The organism is Salinicola sp. NYA28a (genome assembly GCF_976982775.1).
Genome location: NZ_OZ334582.1, coordinates 2,434,961 through 2,452,239 on the forward strand (window position 1 = coordinate 2,434,961; position 17,279 = coordinate 2,452,239).

Below are 17,279 nucleotides of genomic sequence, written 5' to 3' on the forward strand. Positions count from 1 at the left end.
CCCAATCTATTGATATTTTCGGACATCCCGATTAGATTTTTATTAGCCCCTGTTCAAACTCAGGCCGATTCAGCGATGACCTTTCAGAACTTGACGGTCTCCACCCATTATGCCCGTGCGATCATCGAGACCGCTGTTATCCGGGGGTATTCTCCCGCCCCCTTGCTGAGAGCCGCTGGGATTCACGAGGGGATGTTGTCGTCCGAGGTGACACGAATCACTCCAGAGCAACTGGCAAGACTGGTGCAGGCAGCCTGGGTGACCGAGGATGACGAGTTTCTAGGCATGGGGGCCACGAAATGCCGGTATGGCGTGTTTTCGCTAATGGCCAAACAGGCGGTTTTCTGTAAGAACTTGCGCGGGGTATACCGACATATTTGCCGCTTCTACAACCTGACCACCAGCGCTTTGGAACTGGAGTTTTTGAACGACGAGACAGAGGCAAGTATTCGCATGCACCTCTCTGACCCAGCACATGACAAGGACCACATGCTCGCCGAGTTTCTCATGCTGCTCTGGCACCGCTTCCCCGCATGGCTTATCGGTAAGCGCATTCCTTTAAACAAGATCAGCTTTGAATTTGATAAACCCGGACATTTCGAAGAGTACAGGCTCCTCTTCCCATGTCCGGTATTGTTCAACCAGCCAGCGACCCAATTCACCTTTCAAAGCAAGATGCTCGTGTCGCCGGTGGTACAGACGCAGGATACGTTGAAAACCCATTTGCGCCGTGCACCGCTGGACTGGTTTTCACGCCAGACTTACTACCCCGCCCATACTCGCAAGGTGTTGGATGCGTTGACGAACGATGATGGATTTGTCGATCTGCAGATCGAGCAGATAGCGAAGTCGATGAACATGACGTCACGCACACTCAGGCGCAAGCTCAGCGACGAAAATACCTCATTCCAGGAGATCAAGAACCTGTCTCGGCGAGACATTGCCATCCATCTGCTGTCTAGGCGTGACCTCTCGATTGCCACCATTGCACACAAGCTAGGTTACTCGGAGGTAGCGTCGTTCTCGCGTGCGTTCAAACTGTGGACGGGGTTCGAGCCCAGCAGATATAGAATTGATCCGTCTTAGGGGCTTCAGGAACATGAAGGCAAAGCTCCTGCAGAGCATACTGCCACGACAAGATTTACCCGTCGTGGCTCAGAACCACTAAGGCCAGGAGATACAGGTGCAGTTGATTCGCTCCGTTGACGGCAGAGATCTTTCATCACTTAGAGGATTTTCCAGCCATTACGCGTGAAGCGCCCGAGAGACCACTACGTCCACTGAAGCGCCATAGCGCCAATAATCCGAGACCGATCGCCAAGATGATCACTTTCATGAATTCCATGGATAGCTCATTGAAGCTCGCGCCTGCGGCATTGGCTTTGATAAAACCAACAACCATTGTCGTTGAAGGGAAGACACTGGCTCCCCACACGAGCCAGTCTGGCATGGCAAAGTGCGGAACCGAAGCACCGGCAACAAAGAATAAGGATACGGAGATGCCAGCATACATTTGCATCGCCCGATCCATACGATCCAGAAGGCTACCGAACAATAACCCCAGCGCACTGGTCGCAGCAGTAAATGGGACGATCAACGCGATCAAAGCCGCCCAGTTGCCACCGCGTGGATAGTCTTGCCACCAGAAGGCATAACCAAACATATAAATAGAGGTCATAAAACCAAGTAAAGCGAGTGCAGCCCAACTGCCGAGGAATTCTGCCGGAGTCAGCCGACGAATTCCGCTTTCACGCCATAAGCCGACCAACATGGCAGTACCGAACAATAGCGTCTGTTGCAAGATGAGCGTGGCCACAGCAGGCACTGCAAAGCTCCCATACCCACCTGACACGTTATAGAGTGGCCATTGCTCCGTTGGCGACGGAGATTCAAGGTGCGCGGCCAGATCCGGGATATGAAGGTCTGCGACGGTTGCTCTCAATGTCTCACTGACCGCCGACCCGATATCCGAAGCCCGCACAAGATAAGCGGCGGAAAGATAGATAGCGATACCACCATTACCGTGGAGGGCATTACGTCTCAAGTTCTCGTCGATAACGATCACGGCATCGACACGCCGGTTCCTGAGCTGATGCAGGGCTTCTTCAATGGAGCCGAAACGGTTCACTATGTCGATGCTGCGAGTGGCCTGTAAGTGGTTCTCGAACTCCCGGGACAGGGTCGAGTGGTCAAGGTCAACAAGCGCGACTGGTAGCTTCGTTGACACTTGAGACTGATAGGCAGCCGGATAATAAAAACTGTACAACACTACCGCGAGACACATGGTGGCCAGTATCGAACTATTCTTGGCCACCATGGACAGCGTCGCGCAGAAGGCTGAAACACCGCCACGAAACTCAATGACATGCGAACCTTCCTGCGGCAGCCCTTTCTTTGCAGCCCGACCCAACAACCAGGCTGCCAACAGTATGGCGAGCAGGATATAAGCGCTCAGTATTAGCAGCTGGCTTAGGCTGGTCAGAGGATCGGAGCCAAGATTAACCTGCTCAATCTGCAGGCGGTAATAGTGAGTATAGGGCATTGCATTGGCCCATGTATGAGCCCACCAGTTGGCATGTAGAACGGGAAGAGTGCCATCGGAATAAGTGACCGCTCCGCTGGCATAAATAGTGGACAAGGCTAATGCCTTATTAATATCCCGGCAAATTCCCACCAGCGCCGCACCTATTGCTGCCGTCGCCATGCATAGCCAAAGTTGCCCCAACACCAGAATGAAGGTGTTCCCTACAACCGGCCAACCCCGGAAACCTGTCATCCATAACCAGAAGATCAGATGCCAGAAGAAGAACACTGCTACATAAGGTATTAACTTGCCGATCAGTGCACTCAGGAAACCAGCACGATAGGCCTGACACCAGCCTGGCCAGTTTTCCGCACGAAGTTCCCGGCCGACGGCGGCAACTGCTGCGCAACTCAGCAAGAGATTGAAGATAGCGGGCACTATCAGTGGTGTCAGAAAGCGTTCGAAGCTCTTCTGAGCATTGCCGACAGCCGTTATCTGAATACTGGGTGTCGGTAGTTCGACACCTTCCAGTCCACCAGCAGCTCTCAGAGAAAAAGCTCGTTCCCTGATGGCATCTGAGACAGCATCTTCCAAAGCAGATGCAGCTGAACTGCCCGCCGTGCGGAGGGCGGCATTATAGTAAATCATTATTGGGCGGCGTTCTGGACGCAATATCGCCTCTTCCGCCCCCTCGGGAATTTCGACGATAGCGAACACTTGGCCGCTTCTTGACAGGGAACGAGCTTTATCCATCGCTGCCGGCATGGCAAGTAGCTCGATACTGGGGCTGGCCGCAATACTGGTACGAATGTGCCGACTCAACGACGAGTGGTCCTGGTCAACCATGGCCACCGGAATGTCATCGAGCGTTCCTTTGGAAAAGATGTGAGGTACCAAGAGGAGCATGATTAATGGCAGCAGCAGCAATAACACTTGCTCGTAGCGTGCCTTAAGCCCGGCTTATTCATGAGGCCGGCCCGAAAACGAAGATAGCGGATGGTATTCTCTTGAAAATTCAGTGTGTTCCGCCAAGAATCTGAACCAAGAGAGCCATCCGCTATGGGTGAAAGCCTATCCACCTGGACGCCCTCATGCAACGGCGCTGTCCGTGTTGAGCTGAGCGGCCAGCGCACTACCAGCGACAGCGGCGCCCTGCTGCTGCGTGAAGCCCTCGACAACAGCGGCGTGATCGAGGCGCTGGAAGACAATCTGGTCGACTTCCGCAACCCGCTACGCATCCGCCACTCGCTGGCCAGCCAGCTGCGTACCCTGGTGCTGCAACGGGCGATGGGCTGGATCGATCTCAGCGATACCGACACGCTGCGCCGTGACCCGCTTTGGCAGTTGGCCTGCAGCGATGCACGCGGCATGACGCCCCTGGTCCAGGACCGGCCGTCTCAAGCCACGCTGTCGCGGCTGCTGACCTGCCTCGGGCGCTGCGACAATATCGATGCCGTGCACGAAGGCCTGCTGCGACTGGTGATCTGGCGCCTGACCGCGCTGAAGAACGGCGAGCGCCCCAAGCAGCTGACGCTGGACATCGACGGCCTGCCGATCGAGGTCCACGGCCACCAGGGCGGCTCGGCCTATCATGGCCTGTACGGCGCGCGGATCTATTCACCGCTGGTCGCCTCGCTGGCAGAAACCGGCGACATGGTGGGCGGCCTGCTGCGCGAGGGCAACGCCGGCCCGGCCGAGAACGCCGACACCTGGATCCCGCATCTGGTGCGGCGACTCAACGAGAGCACCGGCGCCCAGGTTCGGGTGCGCATCGACGCCGGTTTCACCGACAACGCGACGCTGGAGGCCCTGGAAGAGTGCGACATCGAGTACCTGGGCCGACTGCGCAGTCACTCCGGCCTGCAGAAACTGGCGGCACCGCACCTGAAGCGGCCACCCGGCCGGCCACCCGAGCAGCCTCGCGAGTGGTGCCACGATCTGGAGTATCAAGCGGGCTCTTGGTCGGCACCGCGTCGCGTGGTGCTGGTGGTGCAGGAACGCCCCGATGACCTGCTGCTGCATGCCTTCTTCCTGGTCACCAACCTCGGCAAGTTCGACTGGCCGCCGGAGAAGGTCCTGGCGCTCTACCGCAAGCGCGGCAGCGCCGAGGCGCACATGGGCGAGGTGAAGTCGGCGCTCGACGTGCACCTCTCGTCGACCGATCGCGGCGCCTCCACCGTTCAGGACGTGATGGCACGCAACGAGGTGAGCCTGCTGCTCAGCCTCTACGCCTACCAGGTCCTGCATGGCCTGCGCTGCCTGCTGGAGCGGCAGACCCGGCAAGGCTGGAGCCTCAGCCGGATGCGCGAGCAGGTGCTGAAGGTCGCCGCCACGCTGAGACTGCACGCTCGGCGAATCACCGTTCATCTGGGTGCCGCCGCCGACAAGTGGTGGCCGACGCTGCTGAAGGGGCTGCCGAAGCTGACCGCACTGAGCTGACGCTTCTGCGAGACCACCACAGCATCAGAAAGCGAGCGACCGGAGCGGCGGGCGGCGATCACGGCTGCTTGGACGGTCGCCATTGATTCCAAAGAGCTATAAGGAAGCGGGGAAATTTCAGCGTTTTGGCATTACTCAACAGCTATTCGCGCTGAAGAAGCCGATCCTGATAAGCGATGCCACCAGTCAGTACCTTCAGACCGCTCAATCAGCACCCTCGTGAATGAGGCGGGATGAGGCGTGATCCGCGTACCACAGAATCCTGACAGCCTCTTAAAAAAGTGTTCGACTTGATTTATGTCCATCTCCATGCGGCGATGCCTACGTGAAAACCGGTTCACATTAAATAGCTGATCTTCACGTTTAAAACCTTCACGATGAGCCGCAAGCATCAGTTTTGCAATGTAAGGATACAACCCATCTGCGATCGGCACCACGGACTCAGAATAGGTTTTGGATCCTTCAAACGAAGTTACCAGGATCATTCTTTTAAGATCAACATCCTTAGCCTTAATATGTAGCAACTGATTTAGCCTAATACCTGTAAAATAGAAGGTCTCAACTACTGTCTCCCAAAACCATGCTGGATAGAGCTTCGACGGGGCATCTTGCGCGGTTTCAAATCTACGCCAACCCTTCGCTCGCTAAAGAGCCAAGCTGGACAGCGAGCTCTGTAATATCATAGAAATACCTGATTCCGTGAAGCCAGCGCCGACACTTCCCCTATCACCGCCAGCGAGCATTTTCTGACCGCCGATTCCGTCTCAACCGCTGAACGCATACCGGGGAGGACCAACCATGGCGACGCTGACCGACGAGAGCAGCCCATTTTGACAGGCATTTCTACCCGCTGGACACGCTGATACTGGCTGCCGATGACCGTCAGCTCTCTGCGTGGTGCCTTTGTCCGACAGACGATCAGCATGGCGTGCCTCGGGGATAGCGCAGGCGGCTTCGCAGGGTGTTCAACACCGTCATGCGTCCGATGTCCTGCCCGAAGTCGAGGATGATCTGCCGCGCCTTTTGAACCACGAGCGCCGCACGATGCACCAGCTCTTGTAGCACGGTGCGGATCCGGCGCCGCTTGGCGGGATGGCGCACCGGGCTCAGCTCGCCGGTCATGCCCAGCTGCCCCATCAGCCGCAGGATGTTGTAGGCCAGCTGGGCGAGGTGCAGGATCAGATCGTTGGTGGCGAACTTGCCCGACGGCAGCCGCTCCAGGTCGAGATCGGTCTTGATCTCACTGTGGAATTGCTCGTGGGTGGCATGCGCCTGGTAGCGTTTGATCACCGCCTCCGGCGCCTCGTCCAGGCTGGTCCACCAGCCTTCCAACTCATAGTCCGGTTCGAGCAGCAACTGGCCATCGCGATCGGCGGTGCGCTCTACCAGGCGCATCACGCGTTGGACGACGTATTCGGTCTTGTTGTCGTCGTGGATCGAGACGGTCTGCGTCCACAGCGCCTGGCGCTTGCCAGGACGCAGCTCTTCCCAGTAGTCCGCCGCCACAGCCAACCAGGTATCCTGATCCGCCGTGGCCGAGCCGCGCGGGTTCCATTTGACGACATAGTCGAGCCGGCGCCCCTCGTCGGCAAAGACCTGGCGCTGCTGTTCGAGAAGCGCCAGGTGCGCCTGGCTGTCGAAGCCGCTGTCCTCGCGTAACAGGATCGGTTGCTTGGTCAGGCCTTGGGCGCGAGGCAGTACCCGCTCCAGGAAGGCGTTGCTCTCCTTCATGGTGTGCTGCTTGCCAGGCCGCAGTTCCAGACCCAGGCACCACCCTTCGTTGCCCAGATAGGCGGCGATCGGGGTGTAGCCATCGACCTTCTGGTAGGTCCGCGAGACGCCTTCCTTCTTCGAGTTGCTGTTGTCCATGACGAAGGTGTCGATGTCCAGGCAGACGTGCGTCGTCTCGGCGGTGATCGGTGCTTCGATCAGTGACAGCAGGGTCGTGGACCAGGTGGCGGTGCGCGCCTGCAGGTCGTTGGCGGCAAGTTTCTCCAGCCGCTGTCGCAGCGTCGCCGCGCTCGGCACCTTCTGCAGGGTCAGCAGTTGTTGGAAGGGCTTGTCGCGGCGGAAGTTCTCGACAGCGTCATAGTCGCTCATGCCCAGACACAGCAGGCCCAGGTAGCTCTTGATCACGTCACTGGTGCGCATGCCCAGCGTGGTGGGGAAGCGGCTGTCGATGCTGTCGACGCCAGCGATCTCGAAGCATTGCCCGATGATGGACAGCCCGGCGTGGCTGGTGAGGGTGCGGCGACTGGCGCGGAATTTGACGTTGGGCATGGCACTGTCTGGGTGAATGGCGATATTCGCTATATTGCCATGCAGTTCAGTAGGTTAGAAGCATTCCTGGGGGCCGGTCTCACGGATTCAGGAAATACTCAACTGCTTCCCGCATGGTAGGCGGTTGACATTCGTCCTGATGAGTCAATTCATTCCTCCTTGTTACTGCGGAAATTAAACGATCAAGAATAGCATCGTCTACACAGCCGCGCAGCTTTTCAGCTCTTTTCTTGTTAAAGGGAGCTTGAAATAATACACATATTTCTTTAAAAAGTTCAAACTGTTCGATTATCGCCGCTTTCGCAATGTAGGGCTCTACTCTAGACCCATCCACTTCTGGGAGATCTATTTTCTTCATGCCACTTTCAGCTTCTTTCTGAAAGATATGATCAGTTCGTTTAGCTATCACTCTGGCTTCTATGCTGGCTCTTACAATATAGGGAAAGCTCCGATCAATTGTTCTTTGATTAGCAGGTGTTTCAATAAAAGGGCCTTCAGACCATGCTTTATTACTGCTGCCAACATTCTTCCATTCGCACATTTTCTCAGCAGCCCGTGCCAAATCAAATACAATTGAAACTTGGTTCATAGCCCTGTGGGCTTTTTGTTCGTACTTCGTGTACTCATCAAACATTATTTAATATCTCTTGATCACGCCAAGCTCACCGGTAAACTAGGAGCGTAGCGAGTAATTTATCCGCGTGCAGCTTTTTGTTAGCTTTCCTGCACCGGAGTTCAGTAGAAAGCTTTTTCAGGCCTTGCGCTTCTGTGCCGTCATCTTGACTCTCTTCTCGATACCCTCTCGCCAAGCATCCAACTCCATAATATCAGCAAGTAGTTCGTCGGGGTCTGGAACAGCAATGCCGCCTTGCAGGGCCTTATCATGTGCGTAGTTCGAACACTTGGTCATGCCAGCGTAGACTTTCGCATAATCGCCATCTTCAACAACGACACCAGCAAGTCTCTGTGTTTCAACACCTTTCCGGAACCGAAGGATCACCTCGCGCAAGAGAACTTCCTCGACTGCCCGTTCCCAGGTCATACGTAGCCGGAAATAAGCATCAACTGTTTGTCTTTGATACTGTTGCTCTTCGCCATCCCTGTGCAGTTTGGCTATAGTTTGATGCTGAGCTTTAAGGGCCTTAATCCGCTTACTACGCTCTGTCTGAAAAATAGACCCGTAAACAGCGCTCGATGCAGGCCAGCGTGACCATGGCACGGTAACTTTTTGCCAGCTTGTCGTAGCGAGTACAAAGTCGCCGCTTTTCCTTCATCCAGCCAAATAGACGCTCTATCACATTGCGACGCCGATAACGCGGGCGCTCGAACAGGCGGGGTAGTCCTGGCTTGGGGCGACGGTGCATCTGTCGGTGCCGGATCGTCGGTCGTATTCCGTACCGGTCGCAGTAGCGACGCAATCGATCACTATCGTAACCTCGGTCGGCCAGCAGATGGCGGCAGCGCTTGCGGGGACGTCCCGTATGACCTGGCAAGCGGATCTGCTCCATGACAGGAACGAGATAGCGTGAATCGGCATGCTGACCAGGCGATAGCAGGAAGCTCAGGGGAACGCCATTGGCATCGCAAACCAGGTGAATCTTGGTGGTCAGGCCGCCTCGGCTTCGTCCAAGCGCATGGCCTACCCGTTCTCCAGAGCCCCTTTTTTACTGCCACCAGCGGCAGAGCGAGTCGCTCGAATCGAGGTGGAGTCCACCATCCAGGTATCGAGATCCATGTAACCATCTTCCCGAAGCTTCAGGTGAAGGCGTGACAGGCTGCGTTCGAGTGTGCCGTCATCTCGCCACTGACGAAAGCGCTGGTAGACCGTTTTCCATGGGCCGAAGCGTTCGGGCAGATCCCGCCATTTGGCGCCGGAACAGAGGATCCAGAAGATGCCGTTGAGCATCTGCCGGTCATCGCGGCGTGGGCGTCCACGCCCAGCGGGCGTGCCAGGCGAAACGATATCTTCAATCAATGTCCAACCCTGATCGGAAATCTCGTAACGTCCTGCCATGACAATACCTCCAAGCCTGAGGGAGGAAAGGCTAGCAAGACATCATTTTTCAGACAAAGCGTAGTGCTTTTCCCCTCGAAAGGGAGCTCTGGGTCGGCCACCCCGAATCCCTCAGAACGGCGTGTCAGGCTCTGTGTAGCAATAGGTACGGTTGCAAGCTTTGCTTCCTCGGCCAGCAGACAGAGGAAATAAATGGTTCTTCGTCACTTCATGTGGATTTGGCCTGATCGAGCAGGCGGCCCACCGGACTGCCGATCAGGTAGATCATCGCGATGAAGTTGGCCTCGTTCCGGTAGCCACGTGCGCGTGACCTGGCCGCCTGGAAGAGGCCGTTCATGCCTTCCAGTCGTGCGTTGGTCAGTCCCGAGATCCAGCGCCTGACCACTGCGTCAGCATGGCGCTCCAGCGCCGCCAGGGCCTTCCCCATCGGCTTCAGGAGAGGCTTCTCGGTGACCGCCGCCTTCATGACCTTGAGGTAGTTCGTGATACGCCACCGAGCCGCCCGCGGCGTCGGGGCCTTCTGGATCCAGCTCAGCTTCTCTTTGATCACCCAGGCATCGGCTGTGGCGCTCTGATCGGCCACCAGCTCCTGGAGCGCCGCCAGTTGCTTGGGCGTCAGGTTCTCGTTGTCGAGGCTTTTCAGCAGGGCCCAGCGCAGCGACTTGGGATGCCCCTGCTCCCGGCGTTCCTTCTTGCGCACCTCGTCCAGCCGCTTGGTGAAGGTCTGAACGATATGGAACCAGTCGACCGTGATGTCGGCCTTGGGAAGATGCTCGGCCACGCCGCTGAGGAAGGCTTGTGACATGTCGCACACGACCTCGACCACGTTGTCGGTGTCACCGCCATGCGCTGCCAGAAAGGCGCTGAAGGCCTTGATGGCGTCTTTGCCGTGGCCGGGGACGGCGAAGATCACCGGTTCCTGCTTGCGCTGCATATCGAGGATTCCTTCGTTACTGTTACAATCCATAGCGGACGAGCGAAACTTTCCCACCACGAAAAACGGCGCTTACAAATGAAAATTCTGATTGTTGAAGACAATGCTGTACTTGCCAAAAAAATATCGGGCTGGCTTGCGCAGGCGCACTACACAGTAGATATCGCCAAAACCGGCAAAGAAGCGGACTCGTTGATTGAAACAAGCTCCTACCAGGCCGTTATTCTCGATATCGGACTGCCCGATGAAAATGGACTTTCTTTAATGCAAAGATGGAGAAAAAACGGGAAAAAAGAGGCCATCCTTATTCTGACCGCACGCTCCAACTGGACTGAGAGAGTAGAAGGGTTGAACGCGGGTGCCGACGATTACCTTCCCAAACCGTTTGAGTTTGATGAACTGAAAGCCCGGCTCAGTGCGATTATCCGCAGAAAGGACGGCAGAACGACAGACCAGATCAGTGTTGACGGATTCAGTCTCAACGCCACCTACCGAACGCTTACCACGCCCGACCAGAAAGAGTTCAGACTGACAGCTACGGAATTCCGCCTTTTGCAGTGTTTCCTCCGTTCACCGGACCGGGTGTTTTCCCAGGACGAACTGGTTGAATCCCTCTACAACATAGAAAGATCCCCCACCAGAAATGTCGTTCAGGTTTACATAACCCGGCTTAGAAAAATAATAGGGGTCAATAAAATAAAAACATTGCGTGGCCAGGGCTACTACTTCGAAAAAGATCCTAACCGCTGAACGCCCGAGTGAACCAACCAGGTTAAAATATGTCTGCTCCGAAAAGTATCCGCAGAACAGCCATTCAGTATGGTGCTGTTTTCAGCCTCGTATATTTTACTCTGATATTCTTTTCACACACCTACGTGATAAAGCAACTATCGGACGAGTCCAGGAAGCAACACCTGAACAAAGAGCTGGAAAACTTTCAGGCAATCATTGAGGCTGAATCCCCCACAACCGACGACCTCAGCAACATGATCAATCAGTTTGGAATGCTTCTGGGGCATGCCATCGTCATCGAAACGGCAGGCGGGAGCGTCCTGACGGGCAACAACTTTGACCTGAGCCAAATGCAGGGCGTTGTGGATAAGCCCGAGGGTTTTATTCACATAGCGCAGGGCGCGAACACGCTTTTTGGGCTTAGACGTACGTTCACTGCTACTGGAAAGCTGGCCTCAATCAGCGTTCTTGAAACCGAGGGGGCGCTCTCTGAACGACCGCTGAAGGCCCACCTGACATTGCTCGGTGCCTCGGCCGTTCTTCTGGCGATACTGCTGGCACTGATTGGAACCACCACACATCTGACGTTAAAGCCCATCAGTAGGATAAAAGAGGACCTGAGACGGCTCCAATCCGGGAAACAAAGTCGTCTGAACCCTCACGTGCCGGAAGAGTTTCGTCCGCTGATCCGGCAGCTCAATGATTTGCTCGAGCTGTCAAACCGGCGGCTGGACCGCCACCGCCGCCTGAATTCCGATCTCTCTCACCTGGTCAAAACCTCTATTTCTGCCAATCTTGCCATTTTGTCGGATATCGATACCTTGCCTCCGTCCCGGGAGGATGTTGTGTTTATGGCCTCTAACTTGCGGGAGCTTGACAAATCCCTGAAATACCGGATGAGCAAAGCAGACATATCAGGCAGACAGATGGGACGGACGTGCATGCCGGTTGAAATCACGGCAAGTGTCATCACCGTTATGGAAAAAATCTTCCCTGACACGGTTTTTCGCCTCCACACCAACTTACCTGAAAACTTCAGTTGGCCAATGGAGCGGCAGGATCTTTCAGAGCTACTTGGCAATTTACTCGAAAATGGCGGGAAGTGGTGCCAGACAACCGTCGACGTTACAATCGCCCGCACGTCATCAGGACTCTCCATAGAAGTAGCGGACGATGGCCCCGGAATTTCTCCCGAGGCGGCAGCCACTGTCATGAACAGGGGTACCAGGCTGGATGAAACGGTCGCCGGTTTCGGGCTCGGATTGTCCATCGTGTCCGAGATTGTCGAAGACAACCTCGGACAGATGAACATGGGTACCTCAAAAAACGGAGGAGCCAGCATTGTCATTCTACTGCCACTTCCGGATTAGAAAACCTCCAGAAAGGCAACCGTCGATGACGCAGCGCGGCTTCTCCCATTTTTTACCGTTGGATATCACTCACCTTGGCTCTTGAAAAGCGACCGAACAGAACCGGCAAAACAAAGAGTGTCAGGAAAGTTGCAGTCACGAGACCACCAACAATCACGCTGGCCAGTGGCTTCTGGATTTCCGCTCCCACGCCCGTCGACAACAGCATCGGTATCAAGCCGAGCGCCGAGGTTATTGCTGTCATCAAGACAGGACGTAAACGGGAGACGGCACCTTCAAACACCGCGGTATCCACGTTCAACCCATCCTGTATTCGCTGATTGATGCTTTCGACCATAACGACCCCGTTAAGCACCGCCACACCAAACAGTGTGATAAATCCAACGGAACTGGGCACTGAAAGATACTGGCCGGAGACCCAGAGCGAAAAGACACCACCAATTACGGCAAGCGGCACGTTGACCAGAATCAACAGCGCTTGACCAACCGAACTGAAAGCGAAGTAGAGCAACAGCGCAATCAGCCCCAGAGATACAGGTACCACAATGGTCAATCGTTTCTGAGCTCGCTGCTGGTTTTCGAACTGACCACCAATATCCACCGAATAGCCGGGGGGAAGGTTCACTTCTGACGCGATGGTATCCTGAATATCGACAACCACACTGCCCATGTCACGACCCTGCACATTGGACTGAATGACCACACGGCGCTGAACGTCGTCGCGGCGCACCTGGGGCGGGCCGGACTCAATAGACACATCGGCCACATCACCGAGTCTCACCCAGGCTCCGGAAGGCGCCTGCAACCTGAGATCAGCAATGGCATCCCGGTCTTCCCGGAAACGTTTGGCCAGGCGCACATAGATATCGTACCGCTCATTTCCGTTGATGATCTGGCCCGCAGCGGCACCACCCAGTCCGTCCCGGACGACGCTCATCACATCAGCCCGGCTTATTCATGAGGCCGACCTGAAAACGAAGATGGCGAGTGGTTTTCTCTTGTAGAATCAGGATGTTCCTGCCAGAACACGATTCAAGAGGACCACTCGCCATGGGTGAAAGCCTATCCACCTGGACGCCCTCATGCAACGGCTCTGTCCGTGTTGAGCTGAGCGGCCAGCGCACCACCAGCGACAGCGGCGCTCTGCTGCTGCGTGAAGCCCTCGACAACAGCGGCGTGATCGAGGCGCTGGAAGACAATCTGGTCGATCGACGCCACCCGCTGCGCATCCGTCATTCGCTGGCCAGCCAGTTGCGTACCCTGGTGCTGCAGCGTGCGATGGGCTGGATCGATCTCAGCGATACCGACACGCTGCGCCGTGACCCGCTTTGGCAGTTGGCCTGCAGCGATGCACGCGGCATGACACCCCTGGTCCAGGACCGGCCGTCTCAAGCCACGCTGTCGCGGCTGCTGAGCTGCCTCGGTCGTAACGACAATATCGATGCCGTGCACGAAGGCCTGTTGCGGCTGGTGGTCTGGCGCCTGACCTCGCTGCAGAACGGTGAACGTCCCAAACAGCTGACGCTGGACATTGATGGCCTGCCGATCGAGGTGCATGGCCATCAGGGCGGGTCGGCCTATCATGGCCTTTACGGGGCCCGCATCTACTCGCCGCTGGTCGCATCGTTGGCGGAGACCGGCGACATGGTGGGCGGCCTGCTGCGCGAGGGCAACGCCGGCCCGGCAGAGAACGCCGACACCTGGATCCCGCATCTGGTACGACGACTCAACGAGAGCACCGGGGCACAGGTTCGTGTGCGCATCGACGCCGGTTTTACCGATAACGCGACGCTGGAGGCCCTGGAGGATCGGGAGATCGAATACCTGGGCCGGTTGCGCAGTCACACCGGTCTACAGAAGCTGGCAGCACCGCTCCTGAAGCGGCCACCCGGCCGGCCACCCGAGCAGCCTCGCGAGTGGTGCCACGATCTGGAGTACCAAGCCGGCTCCTGGTCGGCACCGCGGCGCGTAGTGCTGGTGGTGCAGGAACGCCCCGATGACCTGCTGCTGCATGCCTTCTTCCTGGTCACCAACCTCGGCAAGTTCGACTGGCCGCCGGAGAAGGTCCTGGCGCTCTACCGCAAGCGCGGCAGCGCCGAGGCGCACATGGGCGAGGTGAAGTCGGCGCTCGACGTGCACCTCTCGTCGACCGATCGCGGCGCCTCCACCGTTCAGGACGTGATGGCACGCAACGAGGTGAGCCTGCTGCTCAGCCTCTACGCCTACCAGGTCCTGCATGGCCTGCGCTGCCTGCTGGAGCGGCAGACCCGGCAAGGCTGGAGCCTCAGCCGGATGCGCGAGCAGGTGCTGAAGGTCGCCGCCACGCTGAGACTGCACGCTCGGCGAATCACCGTTCATCTGGGTGCCGCCGCCGACAAGTGGTGGCCGACGCTGCTGAAGGGGCTGCCGAAGCTGACCGCACTGAGCTGACGCTTCTGCGAGACCACCACAGCATCAGAAAGCGAGCGACCGGAGCGGCGGGCGGCGATCACGGCTGCTTGGACGGTCGCCATTGATTCCAAAGAGCTATAAGGAAGCGGGGAAATTTCAGCGTTTTGGCATTACTCAACAGCTATTCGCGCTGAAGAAGCCGATCCTGATAAGCGATGCCACCAGTCAGTACCTTCAGACCGCTCAATCAGCACCCTCGTGAATGAGGCGGGATCAGACACGGCGAGTCCGTACCGGGAGAGTGCCTGACGATCAGGCTGAACCGCCAACTGCGCTTCACCGGCAATCTGCTCCATGGCCACATCCCGTGTTCCCTGAACTGTTCGGACCGCCGCTTCAATCTGCTGACCTTTCTCCGCCAGTACGTCGAGATCCGGGCCAAAAAGTTTGATGGCCAACTGCGCACGAACACCTGACAACAATTCATCAACCCGGGTCGCGATAGGCTGAGAAAAGTTAAACAGTAGCCCCGGGTGCTGTTCGAGCTTCTCCTCAAACAGGGCCTGCAATGCATAGCGATTACTGGCGCTGGTCCACTCGGCTGTTGGCTTAAGGCCGATATAGATCTCGATGTTGTTCACGGGCTCCGGATCGCCGCCTATTTCCGCCCGCCCCGCCCGGGACAGAGCGTAAGTCACCTCTGGAAACTCCATCAGCATGGCCTCCAGTTTTGGCGCCACTTCAAGCGCCGTATCGAGGCTTGATGAGGGAGCCAGAGTCACCCGGAGGTTGATCGTTCCCTCTTCCAGTTCAGGCACGAACTCAGTACCGAGTCGTGGCACAATCAGCGCCGCCAGCACAACAAGAACAGCCGACGCGCCAACAACCACTCGGCTATGCTTCAGTGACCAGGCAAGCCCCATGCGATAGAGCTTTTCCAGGGGTTTTAGAATGAAGCTTTCCCGCTCCCGGATACCCTTACGGAACATGTATGACGCCAGCGCGGGTACAACCACCAGAGCGACGATCACAGCGGACACAATGGCCAGCATGATGCTGATCGCCATTGGCTGGAAAAGCTTGGCTTCCACACCTTCAAAGCTGAACAGAGGCATGAAAACGACCAGGATAATCGCCGTCGCGAAAAAGATCGGCCGCGCCACTTCCCGGCCCGCTTCCTGCAGTCGAAGTGCAATGCCCCGATCATCGTGCGATGCATCCAGTGGATCGGGGTCGCCTTCAGCCAACTCATTCCGGTGGGCGTCATGCTCAGCATCGGGATGGGTCAGATGCTTGAACATGTTCTCAACCATGACAACAGAGCCATCCACCAGCATGCCAATTGCCACAGCAATACCGCCCAGAGACATCAGGTTGGCCGAGAGACCGAACCAGGCCATGATCATCAGTGCAATACCGATGGAAATCGGTATTGAAAGCAGCACCAGCGTTGTTGCCCGCAGATTCATCAGGAACAGGGCAAGCACAATCGCAATAAACACAAAAGCCAACAAAAGCGCATTGGTCACCGTCTCTACGGCCTTGGTCACCAGATCCGCCTGGTTGTAATAGGGCTCAAAACGAACCCCACTCGGAAGCGCCTGATTTATGCGATCAATGCGGGCCTCGATGCCGTCGATGGTGGCTTTTGTGTTGGCCCCCATTCGTTTGAGTACAATGCCAGAAACCACTTCACCCAGTTGTTCAACCTGACCGGCTTCATCCTTCCGGGTCATGGTCACCGCACCCTGGCGGATCTCAGTGCCCAACGCCACCTGAGCGACGTCGCTCACGGTCACCGTGATGCAATCACTGGTTTTCACGGGTACTTGTCGGATCTGCTCCAGGCCCTCCTCGCCACTGCCCAACCAGCCCATACCACGGATAACCAGTTGCTCCTGCCCGCGGCCCATGTACCAACCACCGACATTGGAGTTGTTGTTCTCCAGGGCTTCCATGACGTCATTCTGTGATAGGTCATAGGACAGCATCCGAGCCGGATTCAGATTCACCTGGTACTGGCGAACCTCTCCGCCAAACGACAGGATTTCCGTAACCCCTTCAGCCGGTATCAGCAACAGCTTGACCAGCCAGTCGTGCAAGCTGCGCAATTCCATTGCGTCGTACCCCGAATCCGGGTCCGCTATCAGCAAGTACTGGTAGACCTGGCCGAGACCGGACGTATTCGGGCCCATTCCAGGCACCCCGACGCCATCCGGAATCAGCTCCCGCGCGGCCTGTAACCGTTCGAACACCAACTGGCGCGCGAAATAGATATCCGTGCCCTCTTTAAAGACCACGGTGACACCGGACAACCCGGTTTTGGAGATGGACCGAACCTCCTCGACATCGGGCAAGGCATACATTACCGCTTCGATTGGATAGGTGATCAGTTGTTCGACTTCCTCAGCCGCTAGTCCGGGCGCCTCAGTATTAACAGCGACCTGGACGTTTGTAACGTCAGGGAAAGCATCAAGATTCAGTTTTGGGATCTGAAATGCGGCCGTGGCGATAAGCACAGCGAGTGCAATAAGAACCAATAGGCGGTTCTGAACCGCCCAGTCGACTACTCGGTTGAACATAATGGCTCCCGGA

The 17,279-nt window shown here is 56.7% G+C and carries 12 protein-coding genes and 2 pseudogenes; 5 read left to right on the forward strand and 9 right to left on the reverse strand.

Annotation, left to right across the window (positions count from 1 at the left end):
• The first annotated feature begins 75 nt into the window (after window positions 1–75).
• Entirely contained in the window at window positions 76–1,086 is a 1,011-nt protein-coding gene (locus tag ACWHY3_RS10970; RefSeq protein WP_448126552.1) for an AraC family transcriptional regulator, read from the forward strand.
• Window positions 1,087–1,222: 136 nt separating this feature from the next.
• On the opposite strand, the gene ACWHY3_RS10975 is transcribed toward ACWHY3_RS10970, so the two are convergent.
• A complete protein-coding gene (locus ACWHY3_RS10975; protein WP_448126553.1) occupies window positions 1,223–3,451 on the reverse strand; it encodes an ABC transporter permease in 2,229 nt (742 codons plus the stop codon).
• A gap of 132 nt (window positions 3,452–3,583) precedes the next feature.
• Here ACWHY3_RS10975 and ACWHY3_RS10980 point away from each other — a divergent pair, with 132 nt between their 5' ends.
• The gene (locus ACWHY3_RS10980; protein WP_448126554.1) at window positions 3,584–4,963 is read left to right on the forward strand and encodes an IS1380 family transposase; all 1,380 of its coding nucleotides are present in this window, start codon (window positions 3,584–3,586) and stop codon (window positions 4,961–4,963) included.
• Between the two features lie 131 nt (window positions 4,964–5,094).
• Here the strand turns inward: ACWHY3_RS10980 and ACWHY3_RS10985 are convergent.
• From ACWHY3_RS10985 to ACWHY3_RS11010, 6 genes and pseudogenes are all read right to left on the reverse strand, one after another.
• Window positions 5,095–5,517 (reverse strand): annotated as a pseudogene (locus ACWHY3_RS10985) (site-specific integrase); the annotation flags it as partial.
• A gap of 364 nt (window positions 5,518–5,881) precedes the next feature.
• Window positions 5,882–7,243, reverse strand: a complete 1,362-nt coding sequence (locus ACWHY3_RS10990) for an IS1380 family transposase (protein ID WP_432414714.1) — start codon at window positions 7,241–7,243, stop codon at window positions 5,882–5,884.
• A 79-nt stretch (window positions 7,244–7,322) separates the two neighbouring features.
• Window positions 7,323–7,877 carry a hypothetical protein gene (locus ACWHY3_RS10995; RefSeq protein ID WP_448126555.1) on the reverse strand — a complete coding sequence of 185 codons (555 nt, stop codon included), beginning with the start codon at window positions 7,875–7,877 and terminating at the stop codon, window positions 7,323–7,325.
• Window positions 7,878–7,994: 117 nt separating this feature from the next.
• On the reverse strand, window positions 7,995–8,252 hold the full coding sequence (locus ACWHY3_RS11000; protein WP_448126556.1) for a hypothetical protein: 258 nt from the start codon (window positions 8,250–8,252) through the stop codon (window positions 7,995–7,997).
• 145 nt (window positions 8,253–8,397) lie between these two features.
• A protein-coding gene (locus ACWHY3_RS11005; RefSeq protein ID WP_110650779.1) for an IS5 family transposase occupies window positions 8,398–9,257 on the reverse strand; the annotation gives its coding sequence in 2 pieces (ribosomal slippage) (window positions 8,398–8,888 and window positions 8,888–9,257; 861 coding nt in all).
• A gap of 208 nt (window positions 9,258–9,465) precedes the next feature.
• A pseudogene (locus tag ACWHY3_RS11010) lies at window positions 9,466–10,197 on the reverse strand (transposase); the annotation flags it as partial.
• A gap of 72 nt (window positions 10,198–10,269) precedes the next feature.
• Here ACWHY3_RS11010 and ACWHY3_RS11015 point away from each other — a divergent pair.
• Both ACWHY3_RS11015 and ACWHY3_RS11020 read left to right on the forward strand, forming a co-directional pair.
• A complete protein-coding gene (locus ACWHY3_RS11015; RefSeq protein WP_448126557.1) occupies window positions 10,270–10,941 on the forward strand; it encodes a response regulator in 672 nt (223 codons plus the stop codon).
• 29 nt (window positions 10,942–10,970) lie between these two features.
• The gene (locus ACWHY3_RS11020) at window positions 10,971–12,293 is read left to right on the forward strand and encodes an ATP-binding protein (RefSeq protein WP_448126558.1); all 1,323 of its coding nucleotides are present in this window, start codon (window positions 10,971–10,973) and stop codon (window positions 12,291–12,293) included.
• A 52-nt stretch (window positions 12,294–12,345) separates the two neighbouring features.
• Here ACWHY3_RS11020 and ACWHY3_RS11025 read toward each other — a convergent pair whose 3' ends face one another.
• Window positions 12,346–13,233, reverse strand: coding sequence for an efflux RND transporter permease subunit (locus tag ACWHY3_RS11025; RefSeq protein ID WP_448126559.1), 888 nt, complete (start codon window positions 13,231–13,233; stop codon window positions 12,346–12,348).
• A 71-nt stretch (window positions 13,234–13,304) separates the two neighbouring features.
• Here ACWHY3_RS11025 and ACWHY3_RS11030 point away from each other — a divergent pair, with 71 nt between their 5' ends.
• Window positions 13,305–14,723, forward strand: coding sequence for an IS1380-like element ISPsp9 family transposase (locus ACWHY3_RS11030; protein WP_448126560.1), 1,419 nt, complete (start codon window positions 13,305–13,307; stop codon window positions 14,721–14,723).
• A 131-nt stretch (window positions 14,724–14,854) separates the two neighbouring features.
• Here the strand turns inward: ACWHY3_RS11030 and ACWHY3_RS11035 are convergent, their stop codons facing one another.
• On the reverse strand, window positions 14,855–17,266 hold the full coding sequence (locus ACWHY3_RS11035) for an efflux RND transporter permease subunit (protein WP_448126561.1): 2,412 nt from the start codon (window positions 17,264–17,266) through the stop codon (window positions 14,855–14,857).
• Between the last annotated feature and the right edge of the window lie 13 nt (window positions 17,267–17,279).